This is a genomic window from Amaricoccus sp. B4, assembly GCF_043226085.1.
GTDB lineage: Bacteria > Pseudomonadota > Alphaproteobacteria > Rhodobacterales > Rhodobacteraceae > Amaricoccus.
Map to the genome: position 1 here is coordinate 3,812,540 of NZ_CP171225.1, position 18,630 is coordinate 3,831,169.

General features: G+C 65.6%; 16 protein-coding genes. 9 read left to right on the forward strand and 7 right to left on the reverse strand.

Annotation, left to right across the window (positions count from 1 at the left end; translation table 11 throughout):
- The first annotated feature begins 201 nt into the window (after positions 1–201).
- From ACF66B_RS18315 to ACF66B_RS18335, 5 genes are all read left to right on the forward strand, one after another.
- Positions 202–828, forward strand: a complete 627-nt coding sequence (locus tag ACF66B_RS18315; RefSeq protein WP_111429562.1) for an ATP-dependent Clp protease proteolytic subunit — start codon at positions 202–204, stop codon at positions 826–828.
- 146 nt (positions 829–974) lie between these two features.
- Entirely contained in the window at positions 975–2,243 is a 1,269-nt protein-coding gene (clpX, locus tag ACF66B_RS18320) for an ATP-dependent Clp protease ATP-binding subunit ClpX (RefSeq protein WP_111429561.1), read from the forward strand.
- 66 nt (positions 2,244–2,309) lie between these two features.
- Positions 2,310–2,684, forward strand: a complete 375-nt coding sequence (locus tag ACF66B_RS18325) for an NADH:ubiquinone oxidoreductase subunit NDUFA12 (RefSeq protein ID WP_111429560.1) — start codon at positions 2,310–2,312, stop codon at positions 2,682–2,684.
- Between the two features lie 9 nt (positions 2,685–2,693).
- Positions 2,694–3,137: an outer membrane lipid asymmetry maintenance protein MlaD gene (gene mlaD / locus ACF66B_RS18330; RefSeq protein WP_111429559.1), complete on the forward strand. Its 444-nt coding sequence runs from the start codon at positions 2,694–2,696 to the stop codon at positions 3,135–3,137.
- The gene (locus ACF66B_RS18335) at positions 3,134–3,529 is read left to right on the forward strand and encodes a DUF2155 domain-containing protein (RefSeq protein ID WP_392663535.1); all 396 of its coding nucleotides are present in this window, start codon (positions 3,134–3,136) and stop codon (positions 3,527–3,529) included. Before mlaD ends, ACF66B_RS18335 begins: the two co-directional genes overlap by 4 nt.
- Here the strand turns inward: ACF66B_RS18335 and aat are convergent.
- The 5 genes from aat to ACF66B_RS18360 form a co-directional block, all read right to left on the reverse strand.
- The gene (aat, locus tag ACF66B_RS18340) at positions 3,493–4,146 is read right to left on the reverse strand and encodes a leucyl/phenylalanyl-tRNA--protein transferase (RefSeq protein WP_111429558.1); all 654 of its coding nucleotides are present in this window, start codon (positions 4,144–4,146) and stop codon (positions 3,493–3,495) included. The genes ACF66B_RS18335 and aat overlap by 37 nt on opposite strands.
- A gap of 7 nt (positions 4,147–4,153) precedes the next feature.
- Positions 4,154–5,497, reverse strand: coding sequence for an acetyl-CoA carboxylase biotin carboxylase subunit (gene accC, locus ACF66B_RS18345; protein ID WP_111429557.1), 1,344 nt, complete (start codon positions 5,495–5,497; stop codon positions 4,154–4,156).
- 29 nt (positions 5,498–5,526) lie between these two features.
- Complete coding sequence (accB, locus tag ACF66B_RS18350; RefSeq protein ID WP_111429556.1) at positions 5,527–6,027, reverse strand: acetyl-CoA carboxylase biotin carboxyl carrier protein; 501 nt, start codon at positions 6,025–6,027, stop codon at positions 5,527–5,529.
- A 112-nt stretch (positions 6,028–6,139) separates the two neighbouring features.
- A complete protein-coding gene (locus ACF66B_RS18355) occupies positions 6,140–6,898 on the reverse strand; it encodes a DsbA family protein (RefSeq protein WP_111429555.1) in 759 nt (252 codons plus the stop codon).
- Complete coding sequence (locus ACF66B_RS18360) at positions 6,895–8,238, reverse strand: M48 family metalloprotease (protein ID WP_162683240.1); 1,344 nt, start codon at positions 8,236–8,238, stop codon at positions 6,895–6,897. The genes ACF66B_RS18355 and ACF66B_RS18360 overlap by 4 nt, the downstream gene beginning before the upstream one ends.
- An 86-nt stretch (positions 8,239–8,324) precedes the next feature.
- On the opposite strand from ACF66B_RS18360, the gene ACF66B_RS18365 reads away from it, so the two are divergent.
- Positions 8,325–9,479 (forward strand): aminotransferase class I/II-fold pyridoxal phosphate-dependent enzyme, encoded by a 1,155-nt coding sequence (locus ACF66B_RS18365; RefSeq protein WP_111429553.1) that lies wholly within the window; start codon positions 8,325–8,327, stop codon positions 9,477–9,479.
- Between the two features lie 95 nt (positions 9,480–9,574).
- Here the strand turns inward: ACF66B_RS18365 and ACF66B_RS18370 are convergent, their stop codons facing one another.
- Positions 9,575–12,736 (reverse strand): Rne/Rng family ribonuclease, encoded by a 3,162-nt coding sequence (locus ACF66B_RS18370; protein ID WP_111429552.1) that lies wholly within the window; start codon positions 12,734–12,736, stop codon positions 9,575–9,577.
- A gap of 620 nt (positions 12,737–13,356) precedes the next feature.
- Between ACF66B_RS18370 and ACF66B_RS18375 the strand changes: the two genes are divergently transcribed.
- From ACF66B_RS18375 to ACF66B_RS18385, 3 genes are all read left to right on the forward strand, one after another.
- Positions 13,357–15,906: a penicillin-binding protein 1A gene (locus ACF66B_RS18375; protein ID WP_111429551.1), complete on the forward strand. Its 2,550-nt coding sequence runs from the start codon at positions 13,357–13,359 to the stop codon at positions 15,904–15,906.
- Between the two features lie 174 nt (positions 15,907–16,080).
- Positions 16,081–17,208: a peptide chain release factor 2 gene (prfB, locus tag ACF66B_RS18380; protein ID WP_111429550.1), complete on the forward strand. Its 1,128-nt coding sequence runs from the start codon at positions 16,081–16,083 to the stop codon at positions 17,206–17,208.
- A 109-nt stretch (positions 17,209–17,317) separates the two neighbouring features.
- Positions 17,318–18,118: a DUF2189 domain-containing protein gene (locus tag ACF66B_RS18385; RefSeq protein ID WP_162683239.1), complete on the forward strand. Its 801-nt coding sequence runs from the start codon at positions 17,318–17,320 to the stop codon at positions 18,116–18,118.
- A gap of 63 nt (positions 18,119–18,181) precedes the next feature.
- Here the strand turns inward: ACF66B_RS18385 and ACF66B_RS18390 are convergent, their stop codons facing one another.
- Positions 18,182–18,598 carry a globin domain-containing protein gene (locus tag ACF66B_RS18390; protein ID WP_162683238.1) on the reverse strand — a complete coding sequence of 139 codons (417 nt, stop codon included), beginning with the start codon at positions 18,596–18,598 and terminating at the stop codon, positions 18,182–18,184.
- Between the last annotated feature and the right edge of the window lie 32 nt (positions 18,599–18,630).

Consider the following 18,630-nt stretch of genomic DNA (forward strand, 5'->3'; position numbering starts at 1 on the left):
GCAAATCGGCGAAAAACGACCCCGGCGAAGCGATTCGGCGCCGGGATCGGGGCCTGCAGGGGGTTGCCTGCGCCGCAGTCTGGCCGTCCGGTCCTGACGTGGCGGTCCGGCTGCCCTTGCGGATGGTCCAAGCGATGATTATTGCTTTCTGAAACCGGAGCAGGCGGTTCGAGCAGTCCCCGAAGGAAAGGCGCATCCCCGATGAAAGACCCCATCGAGACCTACATGAACCTCGTCCCCATGGTGGTGGAGCAGACCGCCCGTGGCGAGCGCGCCTACGACATCTTCTCGCGTCTGCTCAAGGAGCGGATCATCTTCGTCGCGGGCCCGGTCCACGACGGCATGTCGACCCTGATCGTCGCCCAGCTTCTCTTCCTCGAGGCGGAAAACCCGAAGAAGGAAATCTCGATGTACATCAACAGCCCCGGTGGCGTGGTGACCTCGGGGCTCTCGATCTACGACACGATGGAATACATCCGTCCGCCGGTCTCGACGCTGGTCATCGGTCAGGCGGCCTCGATGGGCTCGCTGCTGCTGACCGCAGGCCAGAAGGGAATGCGCTTTGCCCTTCCGAACGCACGGATCATGGTGCATCAGCCCTCCGGCGGGTTCCAGGGCCAGGCGACGGACATCATGATCCACGCCCGCGAGACCCAGGCGCTGAAGGATCGGCTGAACCAGATCTATGTGCAGCATACGGGCCAGTCGATCGAGGATGTGGAGGCCGCGCTCGAGCGCGACCGTTTCATGACCGCTCAGGACGCCAAGGACTGGGGCCTGATTGACGAGATCGTGAACCGCCGGGAGGCGGATCCCAAGTCGGAATAATGTAGAATTCGCCGTAAACCTCTCTTGTGCGTTAGGGCTTGTAATTCTTCTGTCATGCATGTTCCTATGAACGGCGGGAGATCAATGGACCCGAGTGAGACGACATTGAACGCATTTGACTGGTTGGCGGAAGCCGGAGAACGAGCATGAGCAAGACGGGCGGCAGCGACGCGAAGAACACTCTTTACTGCTCATTCTGTGGAAAGAGCCAGCACGAGGTGCGCAAGCTGATTGCGGGTCCGACCGTGTTCATCTGCGACGAATGCGTTGAACTTTGCATGGACATCATCCGCGAGGAGACCAAGAGCAATCTGGTCAAGTCGTCGGATGGCGTGCCCACGCCGCACGAGATCTGCAAGGTCCTGGACGATTACGTGATCGGCCAGTTCGTTGCCAAGCGGGTGCTCTCGGTCGCAGTGCACAACCATTACAAGCGGCTCAACCACGCGAGCAAGAACTCGGATGTCGAGCTGCAGAAGTCCAACATCATGCTGATCGGGCCCACGGGCTGCGGCAAGACGCTGCTCGCGCAGACGCTTGCCCGCATCCTCGATGTGCCCTTCACCATGGCGGATGCAACGACCCTGACCGAGGCCGGCTATGTCGGCGAGGATGTCGAGAACATCATCCTGAAGCTGCTCCAGTCGGCGGAATACAATGTCGAGCGCGCGCAGCGCGGCATCGTCTACATCGACGAGGTCGACAAGATCAGCCGCAAGTCCGACAATCCCTCGATCACGCGGGACGTCTCGGGCGAGGGCGTGCAGCAGGCGCTTCTGAAGATCATGGAAGGCACGGTTGCCTCCGTGCCGCCGCAGGGCGGACGCAAGCATCCGCAGCAGGAATTCCTGCAGGTGGACACGACCAACATTCTCTTCATCTGCGGCGGCGCCTTCGCGGGCCTCGACAAGATCATCGCGCAGCGCGGCCGGGGTTCGGCCATGGGCTTTGGCGCGGATGTGAAGGACACCGACGAGCGCCGGGTGGGCGAGCTCTTCCAGGAGCTCGAGCCGGAGGATCTGCTGAAGTTCGGGCTCATCCCGGAATTCGTCGGCCGTCTGCCGGTTCTGGCCACGCTGACCGATCTCGACGAGGATGCGCTCATCACCATCCTCAGCGAGCCGAAGAACGCGCTGGTCAAGCAGTATCAGCGGCTCTTCGAGATGGAAGACGTGAAGCTCACCTTCACCGAGGATGCGCTCCGGGCCATCGCCAAGCGCGCCATCGAGCGCAAGACCGGTGCACGCGGGCTGCGCTCGATCCTCGAGGAAGTGCTGCTCGACACGATGTTCGAACTGCCCTCCATGCAGGGCGTCGAGGAAGTCGTGGTCAACGAGGAGTGCATCCTGCGCAAGGGCGAGCCGCTGCTCATCTATGCCGAGCATCGCGGCGAAGGTTCGGCTTCCGCCTCCTGATCGTCTGGACCCCGGACGGGGAATGCGCCATAAGCATAGGTGTTGAACGCGTTCGGAGGGCCCTTCATGAGTCTGCTGGCACAGCTTTTCACCTGGTGGAATGGCCAGACAATCGGCACCCGCCTCTTCACGTGGCGCAAGGGTGAGAAGGTCGGCGAGGACGGGCAGGGCAACGCCTATTACCAGTCGCATGATGGCGCCAAGCGCTGGGTGATCTACAACGGCGAGTCCGAGGCGAGCCGGGTTTCCCCGGAATGGCACGGCTGGCTCCACCACACCTGGCAGGAGCCGCCGAGCAAGTCGCCGCTTCAGCACAAGCCCTGGGAAAAGCCGCATCAGCCCAATCTGACCGGTGGGGCGATGGCCTATCACCCGCCGGGCAGCCTGCTGTCGGCGACCCCCGTCGTGCGCCAGGATTACGAAGCCTGGTCCCCCGAATAAGGCGCATCCATGGCCAATAGCGCGGCAGAAACCGCGGTCGGCGCGGTCGTGCTCGCCATCGCGGCGGGCTTCTTCTTCTATGCCGGCCAGACCTCCGGGTTGCAGGTCACAGACGACAGCTATGCGCTGGTCGCCAATTTCCGCAGCGTCGAGGGTATTTCGGTCGGGACGGATGTCCGGCTGGCGGGCATCAAGGTGGGAACGGTGACCGCGCTCGATCTCGACCGGGCCACCTACCGCGCGCGGGCGGTCTTCACCGTCGAGAAGGGGCTCGAAATTCCAGAGGATTCGGACGTGAAGATCGCGTCGGAGGGGCTGCTCGGCGGCTCCTACGTCGAGATCACGCCTGGGGCGTCGGACTTCATGGTTGCCGATGGCGACGAGCTGGTGAACACTCAGGGCTCCGTGAGCCTGCTCAATCTCCTCATGCGTTTCGGGACTGACAGCAAATGACGCCAGGCCGGTTGATCTCCGTTTTCGCCGCCGCGCTTCTCGCCGGACAGATGGCGCTTGCGGCGCAATCGGTGCAGATCTCCGGGGTCGGCGAGACGGTGGATATGCCCTTCGTGCTGCTCAAGGGGCTTGATACGCTCAACGGCACGACGCGGGACATTCCGATGCGTGTGGGCGAGACGGTGCGCTACGGCTATCTCGAGATTACCGCCGACACCTGCCGGGTGCCGAAGGACGATCCCGCGGCGGATGCCTATGCCTTCCTGCGCATCCGCGACATCCGCGAGAGCGAGCCACGCTTCTCGGGCTGGATGTTTGCCTCCTCGCCGGCGCTCTCGGCGATGGACCATCCGCGCTACGATATCTGGGTGCAGAGCTGCAGCAATTCCTGAGGCGTCGCGTCGGGCGGTAGTCGCCGGAACTCCGCCGGCCGGACGATCGCGGCAGCGAGCCGGCGGCGGTAGTCGGCGCGCGGGATCTCGATCGCGCCGAGGCTTGCGAGATGGTCGGTGACGAATTGCGTGTCGAGCAGGCGGAAGCCCCCGGCCCGCAGCCGGGCGACCAGCGCGATGAGGGCGAATTTCGACGTGTCGCGGCTGCGGCTGAACATGCTCTCGCCGAAGAAGGCGGCGCCGAGATTGACGCCATAGAGCCCGCCCGCCAGCGCGCCGTCCTCCCAGATCTCGACGGAATGCGCCTGGCCGAGGCGGAAGAGCGCGATGTAGAGCGCGCGGATCTGCGGGTTGATCCAGGTCTCGGGCCGCGCGGCGCAGGCGTCCAGCACCTCGGCAAAGGCGCTGTCGATGCGGATCTCGAACGGGCGGGTGCGGAAGCTGCGGGCAAGACGCCGGGAAATGTGCATCCCGTCGAGCGGCAGGATGCCGCGACGCTCGGGGTCGACCCAGAAGATCTCCCGCGCGCCATCGGATTCCGCCATCGGGAAGATCCCGGCAGCATAGGCCCGGAGCAGCAGATCCGGTGTGATTTCCGGCTGTTCCGGGCCGCGCATTCGGAGATCAGCCCGCGGCGGCGAGCCACTTCTCCAGCCAGTGGATGTTGTAGTCGCCGCGCTGGATGTCGGGCTCGTCGAGCAGCGCGTGGAAGAGCGGTGTGGTCGTGTCGATCCCGTCCACCACGAGCTCTGCCAGGGCACGGCGGAGCCGGGCGAGCGCGAGGTCGCGGCTCTGGCCGTGGACAATCAGCTTGCCGACGAGGCTGTCGTAATAGGGCGGGATCACGTAGCCGTCGTAGATCGCGCTGTCCATCCGCACGCCGAGGCCGCCCGGGGCGTAGTAGGTCTTCACCTTGCCCGGCGAGGGCTGGAAGTTCGGCAGGCGCTCGGCGTTGATGCGGCATTCGATGGCGTGCCCGCTCGGCACCAGATTCTCCTGCGAGAAGGTCATCGGCATGCCCGCCGCGACGCGGATCTGCTCCTGCACCAGATCGACGCCATAGACGGCCTCGGTCACCGGATGCTCGACCTGAAGGCGGGTGTTCATCTCGATGAAGAAGAACTCGCCATCCTCGTAGAGGAATTCGATCGTGCCGGCGCCGGAGTAGCCGATGCGCGCCACGGCGTCGGCGCAGACCGCCCCGATGCGGGCGCGGGCTTCGGCGTCGATGACGGGCGACGGGCTTTCTTCGAGCACCTTCTGGTGGCGGCGCTGCAGGCTGCAGTCGCGCTCGCCGAGATGAACCGCGCGCCCCTTGCCGTCGCCGAAGACCTGGATCTCGATATGGCGCGGACGGCCGAGGTATTTCTCGAGATAAACCTCGTCGTTGCCGAAGGCGGCCTTCGCCTCGCTGCGGGCGGTCTGGAAGGCGGTTTCAAGTTCGCCCGCCGTGCGCGCGAGTTTCATGCCGCGGCCGCCGCCCCCGGCGGTTGCCTTGACGATCACGGGAAAGCCGATGTCGGCGGCAAGCCGGGCGGCATCGGTGACGGTCGGAACGCCGCCGTCCGAGCCCGGGACGCAGGGCACGCCGAGCTGCTTCATCGTGTCCTTCGCGGTGATCTTGTCGCCCATCAGCCGGATATGTTCGGCGGAGGGGCCGATGAAGGCGATGCCGTGATCTTCGACGATCTGCACGAAATTGGCATTCTCGGAGAGGAAGCCATAACCGGGATGGATCGCCTCGGCGCCGGTGATCTCGCAGGCCGAGATGATGTTGGGGATCGAGAGGTAGCTCTGGGAGGCCGGGGCCGGCCCGACGCAGACGCTCTCGTCGGCCATGCGCACATGCATGGCATCGGCATCCGCCGTGGAATGGATCGCGACGGTCTGGACGCCCATCTCCTTGCAGGCGCGGTGCACCCGGAGCGCGATCTCGCCGCGGTTGGCGATCAGGACTTTCTTGAACATGCGATGCGTCTCCTGCGCTGCCGCCCGCCTCACTCGAGGATGATGAGCGGTGCGCCGAATTCGACGGGCGAGCCGTCCTCGACCAGGATGCGCTTCACGCGGCCGGCGCGGGGCGCCGGGATCTGGTTCATCGTCTTCATCGCCTCGATGATGAGGATGGTCTGGCCTTCCTCGACGATGTCGCCCAGCTTCACGAAGGCAGGTGTGCCGGGCTCTGCCTGGAGGTAGACGGTGCCGACCATGGGGGAGGGCACAACGCCCGGATCGTCGGAGGGGTCAGAGGCCGCCGATGCGGCAGCCGGAGCGCCTGCGGGCGGCGGGGCAGAGTGCTGCGGTGCAGAGACGTGATAGGCTGGGACCGGGGCCGCGATGGTGGCTGGAGCGGCAATCTCGCGCGCGACGCGGACCGAAAGGCTGTCATCCTCGCCGAAATCCCGGTTTACTTCGATCTCGGTCAGATCGTTTTCACGCAGCAGCTCGGCGAGGGCCTTGATGAATTCGACATCTGCCTCTTGCGGTCTCTTGCTCATGACGTGCTCTGTTCCTGTTCCCCGGGACCACTTTGGGTCCTCTGTTCCTGCTCAGCCGGTATATTGACATGTTTCTTCGCTGGAAAGAAAGAAAACGGCGCCAATCCGGGCATCAATCGTCGGAACGCTTGTTCGCGACGATGGTTTCGAGCTGGTCGAGCGGAACATATCCGCGCACCAGTTCATCCCCGAGCACGAAGGTGGGTGTGCCGGCGATGTTGAGGGTGCGGGCAAGCTCATGGGTCGCGGCGATGCGCCTGGTGACTTCGGGCGCGTCCATCCCGGCGCGGATCTTTGCCGCATCGAGGCCGTTGGCGGTGAGCATCGCATCGAGGTTCTGCTCCGTGACCGGCGGGCTCGTCATCAGCGCCTCGTGGAGGCGGGCATAGGTCTCGTCGCCTTCGGCGAGCTTGGCCGAGATCGCGGCACGGGCGGCGAGCTCGGAATTCGGGCCGAGGATGGGAAATTCCTTCACGATCCAGCGGATGTTGCCGTCTTCCTCGATGAGACGGGCGACGTCCGGGTGCGCCTTGCGGCAGTATCCGCACTGGTAGTCGAGGAATTCGACGAGGGTCACGTCGCCCTCGGGATTGCCGCCGACATAGGAGAAGCCGTCCTCGAAGAGCGCCTTGGCGTTGTCGCTCACGAGGCTCTGTTCGGTCTCGGCCGTCGCGGCGCGCTGGCGTTCCTCGAGCAGGGAATACATCTCGACGAGGATCTCGGGATTTTCGAGGAGGTAGTTACGGATTTCCTCCTGCAGGGCGGCGCGATCGGCATCGTCGAGATTGGCGAGCGGGCTTTCGGCCCGGAGGGGCGCGGCAAGCATCAGCATGGCGACCAGGGCGAGCTGGCATAGGCGGTTCGGTTTCATCGGCGTCCTCTTTCGCGCGTGCGGCGGATCACGACTATCATATCCTCCGCCCGCTGCCAGCCCGGTGAACCCTTGGGCAGGAGCTGGGCGGCGCGGGTGGCATTGCGGGCGGCATCGCGGATGTCTCCCAGCAGCAGGTAGCGTTCGGCGGTCGCAAGGGAGGCCGCGCCCTCATGGCCGAGGCGGGCCTCGGCCAGCGCAAGATCGCGCAGGACGCCTTCGTTGGCCTTGTCGTAGCGCACGGAGAGCGCGAGCGTGTCGCGGGCCTCCTGCGTGTCGGCGGAATTGCCGGTGTTGAGCAGCGCCCGGCCGAGCCCGCCGAGGATCTGCGGCTCGAGCGGCGCGAGCTCGACCGCCGCGCGATAGGCGGCCACGGCCGCCTCGGCATGACCGGTCTCGAGCAGGAACTGGCCCTTGAGTTCGTGGTAGTACGGATCGTCCGGGCGCTCGGCGATCAGCGCATCAGCGGCGGCCTGCGCGCCTGCGGGATCGGGGGTGCGGTAGAGTGCCACGGCGCGGGCGAGCTGGGCCGCCTCGGAGGTGTCACTCTCCGGATAGGTGGCGCGGACCTGGCGGACAGGCTCGAGGAAGCCGCGAAGTTTCGCCACCATGCGGCCGTACCAGTAGACGTCCTCGGGGTCGGGCGGGCGGCCCGAGGGCAACTCGGCGACGCGTTCCTCGATCAGCCGGATGCGGTCGTTCCAGAGCGGGTGGGTCTGGAGATAGGCGTTGGCGCTCAGCGAGCGCTGGAAGTCGCGGCTGCGCATGTGGCGCAGCACGTCGAGCATCGCTTCCGGATCGCTGCCGGACGAGGCGATGTAGCGCAGGCCCATCTGGTCGGCGGCGGCTTCCTCGCCGCGGCTGTAGGCGAGGGCCTGGCGTTGCGCGGCCTGGGTCGCCCCTGCGCCGAGGGCGATGCCGGCCTCCGGGCTGCCCGCGATGGTGGCGGCGACCGCGCCAAGCATGCCGATGGCGGCGACACCGCGGGCGCCATGGAGCGCGTCATCGCGCCGGGAGAGGTGGCCGCCGGCGATATGGCCGGATTCATGGGCGATCACCGAGCGGAGCTGATCGATGCTTTCGAGCTGCATCAGCATGCCGGAGTGGATGAAGATGTTCTGCCCGCCGGCGACAAAGGCGTTCATCTCCGGATCGTTTACGATATAGATCCGGACGATCGCGGGATTGAGCGAGGCGGCGAGGAACACCGGACGGGCGATGCGCTCGAGGGTCTGCTCGATCTCGGCATCGCGAATCAGTCCGAGGGCCGATGCGGGCGCGGGAGCAAGGAGCCGAAGCGCCAGAAGGGCCAGGGCGAGAAACCGGATTGCGGGTCGCATGGGGCCCTTTCGTGCCGCTTGGGGTCCGCAGGGACGCTGCCCCCCGTGAGGCAGGCGCATGCGAGAGGCAAGTTAGGAGAGCAGGAGTGCGGACATCAACCCGTGGTGAGGTCGATCCCTTCATTGTGATGGATGTGATGGAGGCGGCACGGCGCGAGGAGGCGGCCGGCCGCGGGGTGATCCACATGGAAGTGGGCCAGCCCGGGCGCGGCGCGCCGGAGGCGGCCCAGGCGGCGCTCGCCGCGGCGCTCGGGCAGAGCGCGCTCGGCTACACCGTTGCCCTGGGGATTCCAGCGCTGCGCGAAGGGATCGCGCGGCTCTATGGCGACTGGTACGGGGTCGATCTCGATCCGGCGCGCGTGGTGGTGACGTCCGGCTCCTCGGCGGCCTTCCTGCTCGCCTTCACCAGCCTCTTCGAGCCGGGGGAGCGGGTGGCGATCGGCGAGCCGGGCTATCCGAGCTATCGCAACATCCTCAAATGCCTGGATCTGGAGCCCGTCGGCATCCAGACGCGCGCCGAAGACCGGTTCCAGCCAAGGCCCGAGGATCTCGGCGCCGATCTCGCCGGGCTCCTGGTCGCAAGCCCTGCGAATCCGACCGGGACGGTGCTCGAGAAGCCAGAGATGGCGGCGCTGATCGGGGCGGCAGCGGAGCTGGGCATCGCCTTCATCTCCGATGAGATCTATCACGGCATCGATTTCGGGCGCCGCGCGGTCTCGGCGCTCGAGGTGAGCGATGATGTCTATGTCATCAACTCGTTCTCGAAATATTTCTGCATGACCGGCTGGCGCATCGGCTGGATGGTGGTGCCGCCCGATCATGTGCGCCGGATCGAGCGGCTGACGCAGAACATGTTCATCTGTCCGCCCCACGCGAGCCAGGTGGTGGCGCTCGGGGCGCTCAGCGCGCGCGAAGAGCTGGAGGCGCAGGTGCGGGCCTATGGCGCAAACCGGGCGTTGCTGCTCGAGGGGTTGCCGAAGGCAGGCTTCGGGCGGATCACCGCACCGGATGGCGCGTTCTACATCTATGCCGATGTTTCGGACCTGACATCCGACAGCCGTGATCTCGCGGCGCGGATCCTGCGCGAGGCGGGTGTTGCCCTCACACCGGGGCTCGATTTCGATCCGAAGCGAGGGCACCGGACCCTGCGCTTTTCCTTCGCCGGCAGCACCGAGGATATGGAGGAAGGGCTTCGCAGGCTTGTGACCTGGCGGGAGGGGGCCCGTGTTACGGGCGCTTGACCCCGCCCGGCTCTGCCATGGCAACCAGTTTCAACCTGAAACCGTAAACGAAATGGGGGCGCGCCGATGCCGGCGCGCCCCTCGAACTTTCCGGATCAGTTCCGGGACCACCAGCCGCGGCGCTTCTCTTCGCTGCGGTTGGCCTGAGGGCTTGCCGGGGCGTCTTCGCCCACCGCGCCGACGAGCTCGGCCTCCTCGATAACCTGGAGCGGCGCCGGCTCCTGCTCCAGCGGTGCCGCGGCAATGCCGTCGTCAAAGGCCGGAGCGGGGGTCTCTTCTTCCGGCGGGGCTGCCGCAACAGGGGCGGCTGCCGGTTCGGCCTCCTCGGCGAAGACGACGATCTCTTCAGCGGCCGGAGCGGCGTCTGCGACGACGATCGGGGCCGCCTCTGCGGTCTCTTCCGCTTCAGGCGCGGGCTCGAAGGGCTCGGCTGCCGGTAGTTCCTCGGCCGGAACCGGGGCTTCAGAGTTTGCCTCGACGTGCTGGGGCGCATCGTCGGTCACGGGCTGCGGCGCGGGATCGGCGAAGGCTTCGGTTACCGGATCGGCCGAAACCTCGGCGCGCGGGGCGTCCTCCTCCGGCGCATCGCTATGGCCGGTCTCGTCGGAGGCCTGCGTCTCCGCAGCAACCGGCTCCGCCGACGGGGCGGCTTCGGGGGTGACCTCCTCGGGGGCCGGGCCATCCTCGCCCAGCGTGATGCCGGCTTCGGCGATGACCGCGGCTGCCGGCTGGCTCACGCGCCGCCGGCGCGAGGGGCGAGCGCTGCTGTCGGATTCCGGAACGCTCACGATCTCGGGGCCGGTCTCTGCCTCAAGGTCGATCACCTCGCCAAAGGCATCCCGCTTTGCGGGCGTCTCGCTATCGGCATCGGCTGCGACGGGCTCCGGCGCCTGTTCGGAGACGGATGAACCGTCCTCCTGAGCACCGTTCGCATCGGCCTCGTCCGACGTTGCATCGCCGTTCTGCGTCTCGGCTTCGTCCCGGCTGTTCTTGGAACCGCCACGACGGCGACGGCGGCGCTTCTTCTTGCCGCCGGCGGAGGATTTTTCCTCGCCGTTGCCGTTGGAGCCGCCTGTCTCTTCGCTGGTTTCGGCTTCGACCGCTGCGGTCTCTTCTTCCTCGACCTCGGGCTCCTCGAAGTCGTCCATTTCCACGATGGGCGCCATCACGGCCGTGCCTTCGGGGACGGTGACGATCCGCGAGGCGGTCTTGAACCGCTCCAGACGGTAGTCGGGGCTGATCATTGCCGCGTCACCCTCGACGCGCACCGAGAGACCGAAGCGCGCCTCGACCATGGTGATGTGCTCGCGCTTCTGGTTGAGCAGGTAGTTGGCGATCTCGACGGGGGCGACGATGAGCACCTCCTTCGAACGCTGGCGGACGCCTTCCTCCTCGATCTCGCGCAGAAGGGCGAGAGCGACGGAATCGTTGGACCGCACGCGGCCGGTGCCATGGCAATGCGGGCAGGACTTCGTCGTTGCCTCGATCATGCCGGGCCGGAGCCGCTGGCGCGACATTTCCAGGAGACCGAAGCCCGAGATGCGGCCGACCTGGATGCGGGCGCGGTCGGTCTTGAGCTTGTCCTTGAGCTTCTTCTCGACGGCGGCGTTGTTCTTGCGCTCGTCCATGTCGATGAAGTCGATGACGATGAGGCCCGCGAGATCGCGGAGCCGCATCTGCCGCGCGGCTTCCTCGGCCGCCTCGAGGTTGGTCTTGAGCGCGGTGTCCTCGATCGAGGCTTCCCGCGTGGCGCGGCCCGAGTTCACGTCGATGGCGACGAGCGCCTCGGTCACGTCGATGACGATGTAGCCGCCCGACTTGAGCTGGACCACCGGGTTGAACATGCCCGCGAGGTAGCTCTCTACCTGGAAGCGCGAGAAGAGGGGCAGGGCGTCGGCGTAGTGCTTCACGTTCTTCGCGTGCGAAGGCATGAGCATCTTCATGTAATCCTTGGCCTCGCGGTAGCCGCGCTCGCCATCGACGAGCACCTCGTCGATGTCGCGGCTGTAGAGGTCGCGGATCGCCCGCTTCACCAGGCTGCCTTCCTCGTAGATGAGGCACGGCGCAATGGACTTGAGCGTGAGCTCGCGGATCTGCTCCCACTGGCGCAGGAGGTATTCGTAGTCCCGCCGGATCTCGGTCTTGGTGCGGTTGGCGCCCGCAGTGCGGATGATAAGGCCCGCGCCTTCCGGCACGGTGATCGAGGCGGAGATTTCCTTGAGCTTCTTGCGGTCGGCCGCGTTGGTGATCTTGCGGCTGATGCCGCCCCCACGCGCGGTGTTGGGCATGAGCACGCAGTAGCGGCCCGCGAGCGAGAGATAGGTGGTCAGCGCGGCGCCCTTGTTGCCGCGCTCTTCCTTGATGACCTGCACCAGCAGGATCTGGCGGACCTTGATGACTTCCTGGATCTTGTACCGCCGCGGGCGCGGCTTGCGGACCGGGCGCTCCTCATGGACGTGATCCTGACCGCCAACGGATTCGTATTCGTCCTGGGCCTCGGCCGTGTCGTCCGCTTCCGCATCGTCGCCGGAGTCGTCGTCGCTATCAGCGTCGTCATCGGCTTCGGCCTCTGCGGGCTGTTCCTGAGGCGCTTCCTCGATTTCTGCCGCGGCGGGTGCCACGCCAGGGCCTTCAGACCCGGGTGCGAGGGATGTTTCGGCGGCTCCGTCTGCCTCGGGCGCCGCCTCGAAGGCGGGCGGAAGGGTGGCTTCGAGGCTTGAGCCGGGCTCGGCGGCGACGGCAACGTCGTCGCCTGCCTCGGACGTGTCACTGCCCGCGGGCTGAGCCGCGACCGGAGCGTCGTCGGAGGGAATCTCGATGACCTCGGAGGCGATCACGGCGTCGTCGCGGGCGGGGCTGCCCTCTTCGGCGGGCTGGCTGCGGCGCCGGCTGCGGGACTTGCCACCGCGCGAGCGGGACGAGGAGGCCTCGCGGGTTTCCTTGGCCGGCTCTTCCTCGGCTTCGTTGGCGAACGCCGCTTCCTCGGCGATCAGCGCTTCGCGATCGGCCTTGGGGATCTGGTAGTAATCCGGGTGGATTTCCGAGAACGCGAGAAACCCGTGCCGGTTTCCGCCGTAGTCGACGAAGGCAGCCTGAAGCGAGGGCTCTACGCGCGTAACCTTCGCGAGGTAGATGTTGCCAGCGAGCTGTCTCTTGTTCAGAGATTCAAAGTCAAACTCGTCAACCTTGTTTCCATCGAGGACGACCACACGCGTCTCTTCCGCGTGCGTGGCGTCGATAAGCATTTTCTTTGTCATGGTTTCTTTCACGAACGGCAGGCCTCCGTCCCCCTCGGGACAAGCCGCATCTGCACGTTGGTTGGGCTGTGGCGGGGGCTGGAGCGACAAACCCGTGCAGGCCGTTCAACGGCCTTGGCATCATGGGCGTCTGCTCGAGGTCAGCGCAAGTCACCGCTCTTCTTTCCGGCGCCCGCCGCAAACGGGGGCGCCAACGTTTCTTCGGGACTGCTCCCGCGTTATATCCTTCTGGCGCGAGCGCCTGACGCACGGGAGCCGGATCCTTCCGGAACTGCTGTTCGCGTTCCGGGTGCACCGTCCGCATGCGGCAAATACGAGTGTGAGACGAGAATTCGTCTTCTGCGCTCACAGTACCACATATAGAGTTCGTCCTTTGAATTGACAATTGCTTTTTTTCTGGGCGAAGCCTTGTGGGTTGCACGGTCCGGTAGCAGACGGAGGGCGGCAAGCCCCTGTAATCGTGAGAAACGCCGCTGAAGAGGCGGGCAGCGACTATCGCATAGGTGGTTTCAACGGGCGCGGGCGCCGCTCCGCTGGTGTCGAGAGTTTGATGTCCGGGCATTTTGACCTGCGCCCGCCGCTCCGATATGTTCCGACCTTCCCAATTCAGGCGTCGAATCGTGCTCCGGGCAATTACAAGTTTCTTCGGTTTCATCTTCAGCTGGCTCGTCATCGGTTCCCTGATGGCGCTTGCAGGTATCATCGCGATCTTCGTGATCTACGGCAGGGATCTGCCGGATCATGCCCAGCTCGCCCGCTACGAGCCTGCGACGCTCAGCCGGATCTACTCCGGCGAGGGGCAGCTCATGGACGAATTCGCCCGCGAGCGGCGTATCTTCACGCCGGTCGACGAGATCCCCGACCGGATCAAGCAGGCGTTCATTTCGGCCGAAGACAAGAACTTCTACGAGCATCACGGCTTCGATCCGCGCGGCATCGCAGCGGCGATCTACGGCGCCGCACGCGGCGAGCGTCTGCGCGGCGCCTCGACGATCACCCAGCAGGTGATGAAGAACTTCCTGCTCACCGGGGACCGGTCCGGCGAGCGCAAGGTGAAGGAGATCATCCTCGCCACCCGGCTTGAGTCGACGCTCACCAAGGACCAGATCCTCGAGCTTTATCTCAACGAGATCTTTCTCGGTCAGAACTCCTACGGCGTGACGGCCGCGGCGCAATCCTACTTCGGGAAGTCGCTCGAAGAGCTCTCGCTCGCCGAGATTGCATATCTCGCGGCACTGCCGCAGGCCCCGAGCGCGCTGCACCCGGTTCGAGAGAAGAGCCGCGCCGTCGCCCGACGGAACTATGTGCTCGATCAGATGCGCGAGAATGGCTACATCACCGCCGAGGAAGCGACCGCTGCCGAGGCCGAAGATCTGAAGACGGTGCAGAGCGGCGATATTCCGTCCGCCCGGAGTCAGATGCCGCCGCGCGGCTATTTCACCGACGAGATCCGTCGCGAGCTTTCGGCAAGCCTCGGGGACGAGGCGCTCTTTACCGGGGGCCTCACGATCCGCGCTTCGGTCAATCCGGAATATCAGGAGACCGCGGCCAAGGCGCTGCGCGAAGGGCTCGAGAAATACGACCGTGGCACCAAGGTCTATCGCGGCCCGGTCGCCACCATAGATCCCGCGAAGCTTGACGCGGCGGACGAGGCCGGCTGGCGCCGCGCACTTCGTGGCACCCGCGTGCCGCGCGACATCGAGGGCTGGCATCCGGCGGTGGTGCTCGCGATCGGCGAAAGCTCGGCGCGCATCGGCATCGAGGACGTGCCCGAGGATGAAGACGGGCACTATCTCAGCTTCTCGGATGCAAGCTGGGCGCGGATCAAGACGGAGAACGGCCGCTACCGCAACGCGACCGGTCCTGACGACATGTGGGACGTGGGCGACGTGGTCTTCGTGAAGGCGGTCGAGAAGGACGGGGCCTTCGATCACTGGTCCTACCGCCAGATTCCGGCTATCCAGGGCGGTTTCGTGGCCATGGACACCCAGACCGGCCGTGTTCTCGCCATGCAGGGCGGCTTTTCCTATCAGTCGAGCGTCTTCAACCGCGCGACGCAGGCGTTGCGGCAGCCCGGCTCCTCCTTCAAGCCCTTCGTTTACGCTGCGGCGCTCGACAAGGGCTACAGCCCCGCGACCATCGTCGTCGACGCGCCGATCGAGGTCGCGACCGCGGCGGGCATCTGGCGGCCGCAGAACTCCTCGGAGAAATACTACGGCCCCGCGCCGATCCGCGTCGGCCTCGAGCAGTCGCGCAACCTGATGACGGTCCGCATCGCGCAGGATGTGGGCATGGACACGGTGGCGGAATATGCCGAGCGCTTCGGCGTCTACGACAACATGCCGCACCTGCTGTCCTATTCCCTGGGGGCGGGCGAGACGACGCTCTACAAGATGGTCGCCGCCTATGCGATGTTCGCCAATGGTGGGCTTCGGGTCGAGCCGACGCTCGTCGACCGGGTACAGGACCGCTACGGCAAGACGATCTACCGCCACGACAAGCGTGACTGCGTCGATTGCCAGGCGGATTTCCTTGCTGCGGCGCCCGCGCCGAGCGTCCAGTCCCATGCCGAGCGGATCATGGACGCGATCACCGCCTATCAGATCACCTCGATGCTCCAGGGCGCGGTGAGCCGGGGCACGAGCCGCGTTGCGGTGGGGTCGCTCGGCCTCAATCTCGCGGGCAAGACCGGCACGACGAACGATGCAAAGGACGTCTGGTATGTAGGCTACAGCCCGCGGATCGCCGCTGGCTGCTACATGGGTTACGATTCGCCCACTCCGCTCGGGCGCACGGCCTTCGGCGGCACGCTCTGCGCGCCGGTCTTCGCCGAGTTCATCAAGGTCGCGCTGGCGGGGCAGGGTCCGGTCAAATTCCCGGTGCCGCCGGGCGGGTATTTCATCAAGATCGACCGCTCGACCGGTCAGCGGCTCGCGGACAACGCCACCGGGCCGAACGTCCAGTCGGAATATATCAAGGACGGTCAGCAGACGGTGGTCGGCGGTTATGGCCAGACGGTCGACGGCGGCTGGCGGATGGGCGCGGACGTGCCGCTTTACGAGGGCGTGAGCCGGGCCGCGGTCGAGCGGGTTCAGGTGCGGGGCGGACAGACCAAGGTTCTGCCGAGCAATCCCTCGCTGGGATCGATGTCGAGCGGCGGACTCTACTGATCCGCAACGCAAGGCCCCCGGCCCTGCTCCACAGGGCTGGGGCCCGGATCCTGGGGCTGGCTGGTGCGGCGAGCCTCTTTACCCCTTGAGGGCGGCCCGCTAGAACGTGCGCCACGCCGCGCGACCTGCTGGATGGTCGTCGCGGATCGGAGACAATCAGACACGGGGCAATCCATGCGCGCAGAGACCGCACAGCAGGTCGGTGAAATCGAGAAGTCCCTGGACCTTCTGCGTCAGCGGCTGAACTGGGAGACGGCGGAGCACCGGCTCGAGGAATTCAATGCCATGTCGGAAGATCCCGACCTCTGGAACGACCCGGCTCGGGCGCAGGCGCTGATGCGCGACCGGCAGATGCTCTCGGATGCGATCGAGGGCTACAAGGCGCTGGCCCAGGAACTCGCGGACCAGTCGGAGCTCATCGAGCTTGGCGAGGCGGAGGGCGACAGCGAGGTCGTGGCCGAGGCTGAGGAGGCGATCCGGGCGTTGCGCGATCGCGCAGCCCAGAAGGAAATCGAAGCGCTGCTCGACAACGAGGCCGATGGCAACGACACCTTCCTCGAGGTCAATGCGGGCGCGGGCGGAACAGAGAGCTGTGACTGGGCGGCGATGCTCGCGCGCATGTATGTCCGCTGGGCGGAGAAGCATGGCTACAAGGTCGAGCTCATGTCGGAGAGCGCCGGCGATGAGGCTGGCATCAAGTCGGTGACCTATCAGATCAAGGGGCCGAACGCTTATGGCTGGCTGAAGACGGAATCGGGCGTGCATCGGCTGGTGCGCATCTCCCCCTTCGATGCGGCGGCGAAGCGGCATACCTCCTTCTCGTCGGTCTGGGTCTATCCGGTGGTGGACGACAACATCGAGATCGAGGTCAATCCGGCCGATATCCGCGTCGACACCTATCGCTCCTCGGGCGCAGGCGGACAGCATGTCAACACCACCGATTCGGCGGTGCGCATCACGCATATCCCGACCGGCATCGTGGTGACGTCTTCCGAGAAGTCGCAGCACCAGAACCGCGCCAACGCCATGGCGGCGCTGAAGTCGCGGCTCTACGAAATGGAACTCCGCAAGCGCAACGAGGCGATCACCGCGGCGCATGAAGCCAAGGGCGATGCGGGCTGGGGCAACCAGATCCGCTCTTATGTGCTGCAGCCCTACCAGATGGTGAAGGATCTGCGCACCAACGAGGAAACCTCGGACACCAAGGGTGTGCTCGACGGCGATCTCGACGCCTTCATGGCGGCCGCCCTCGCGATGCAGGTCGCAGGCAAGAGCCGCGCCGAGGCACAGGCCGAGGATTGATGCCTCGGCCGTCCGGCGGCCTCGTCTTCCTGTTGTTTTTCGTCCCCGGGTCGATCTACTCTGGGGATAGAAAATGGGTGAGAAAACCCGCAACAGGGGGAGTTTGCAGATGCAAACGACAATCAGCGAAACGGTCGCGGCTCCACGTCCGAAAGTGCGGCACATCAGTGTCGAGGACGTCTATGCCGCCCTCTCCGAAGGGTGGGCGGATTTTCGGGCCGTGCCGCGATTCGGTCTCTTCTTCGGCGGCGTCTATGCCCTCGCCGGGATCTTCATCCTGCTCCAGCTGTCGGTCTGGCAGCAGCATCTCTGGATCTTTCCACTGGCCTTCGCCTTTCCGCTCATCGGGCCGTTCGTGGCGGTTGGCCTCTATGAGGTGAGCCGCCGGCGTGAACTGGGACAGCCCCTCGCCTGGAACGAGATCCTCGCCTCGGTCTGGGGGCAACGGAACGGGCAGATGCCGTCAATGGCCTTCGTGGTGCTCGCGGGCTTCATGATCTGGATCTGGGTGGCGCACATGCTTGTGGCGCTCATGCTCGGCCGGATGCAGTTTGCGGTCTATTCCGACATCGATATCCTGTTCAGCACGGGAAGTGGGCTGGCGCTGCTGTTCTTCGGCACGATTATCGGCTTCATCATCGCCTTCTGCCTGTTCTCGATCACGGCGATCTCTATCCCCATGCTGATCGACCGGCAGGTGGATTTCGTGACGGCGATGATCACCAGCGTCGATTCGGTGCGGAGCAATCCGCGGGCGATGTTTGCCTGGGCCTGGATCGTGGCGGCATCCCTGGTGGTGGCGATGATCCCGTTCTTCCTCGGGCTTGTCATCGTGCTGCCGGTGCTCGGCCATGGCACCTGGCATCTCTATCGCAAGGTGGTGGAGCCGCCGGCAGAAGCCGTCGTCTGAGACCAAAGACAACCACCTTCTCCGGGCCGAAGTCCGGGGAAGGCCGTTGCAGGCGCGTGAGGCTCAGCGGAGATGAGCTCGGGCGATCATGCCGTCGGCGACTTCATCATAGGCCTTGAGCCAGGCTTCGCTCATCTCGGGTGTGAAATCGGCTCCGAGCGTTTCCTCGAGCGTCACGCGCAGCGCCTCGCGCATTGGCGCAAAGTGGCTTGCCTTCACCCCCAAGGTCGCATGCGAGCCCGCGAGATCACTCATCTCCGCGTCGGCCGTCTTCGGCTCGTGCAGCATGTCGAAGACGGTGTTGAGCGTCGAGAAGAACTTCATTCCCTGGCCCGCCAGATCCTCGCGGAAAAGCGGGCGGAGTTCGGGGGCGATCTTGAAGAGGTTCTCGTAGAATTTCATCGACGCCGGTTCGAGATGGGCTCTGATCGCGGGAAGGCTTTCCTGCACGATGCGGATGTCTTTCTCGGTAAGTGCCATACGCTCTCTCCCTCGTTTCGCGACTGAAATTC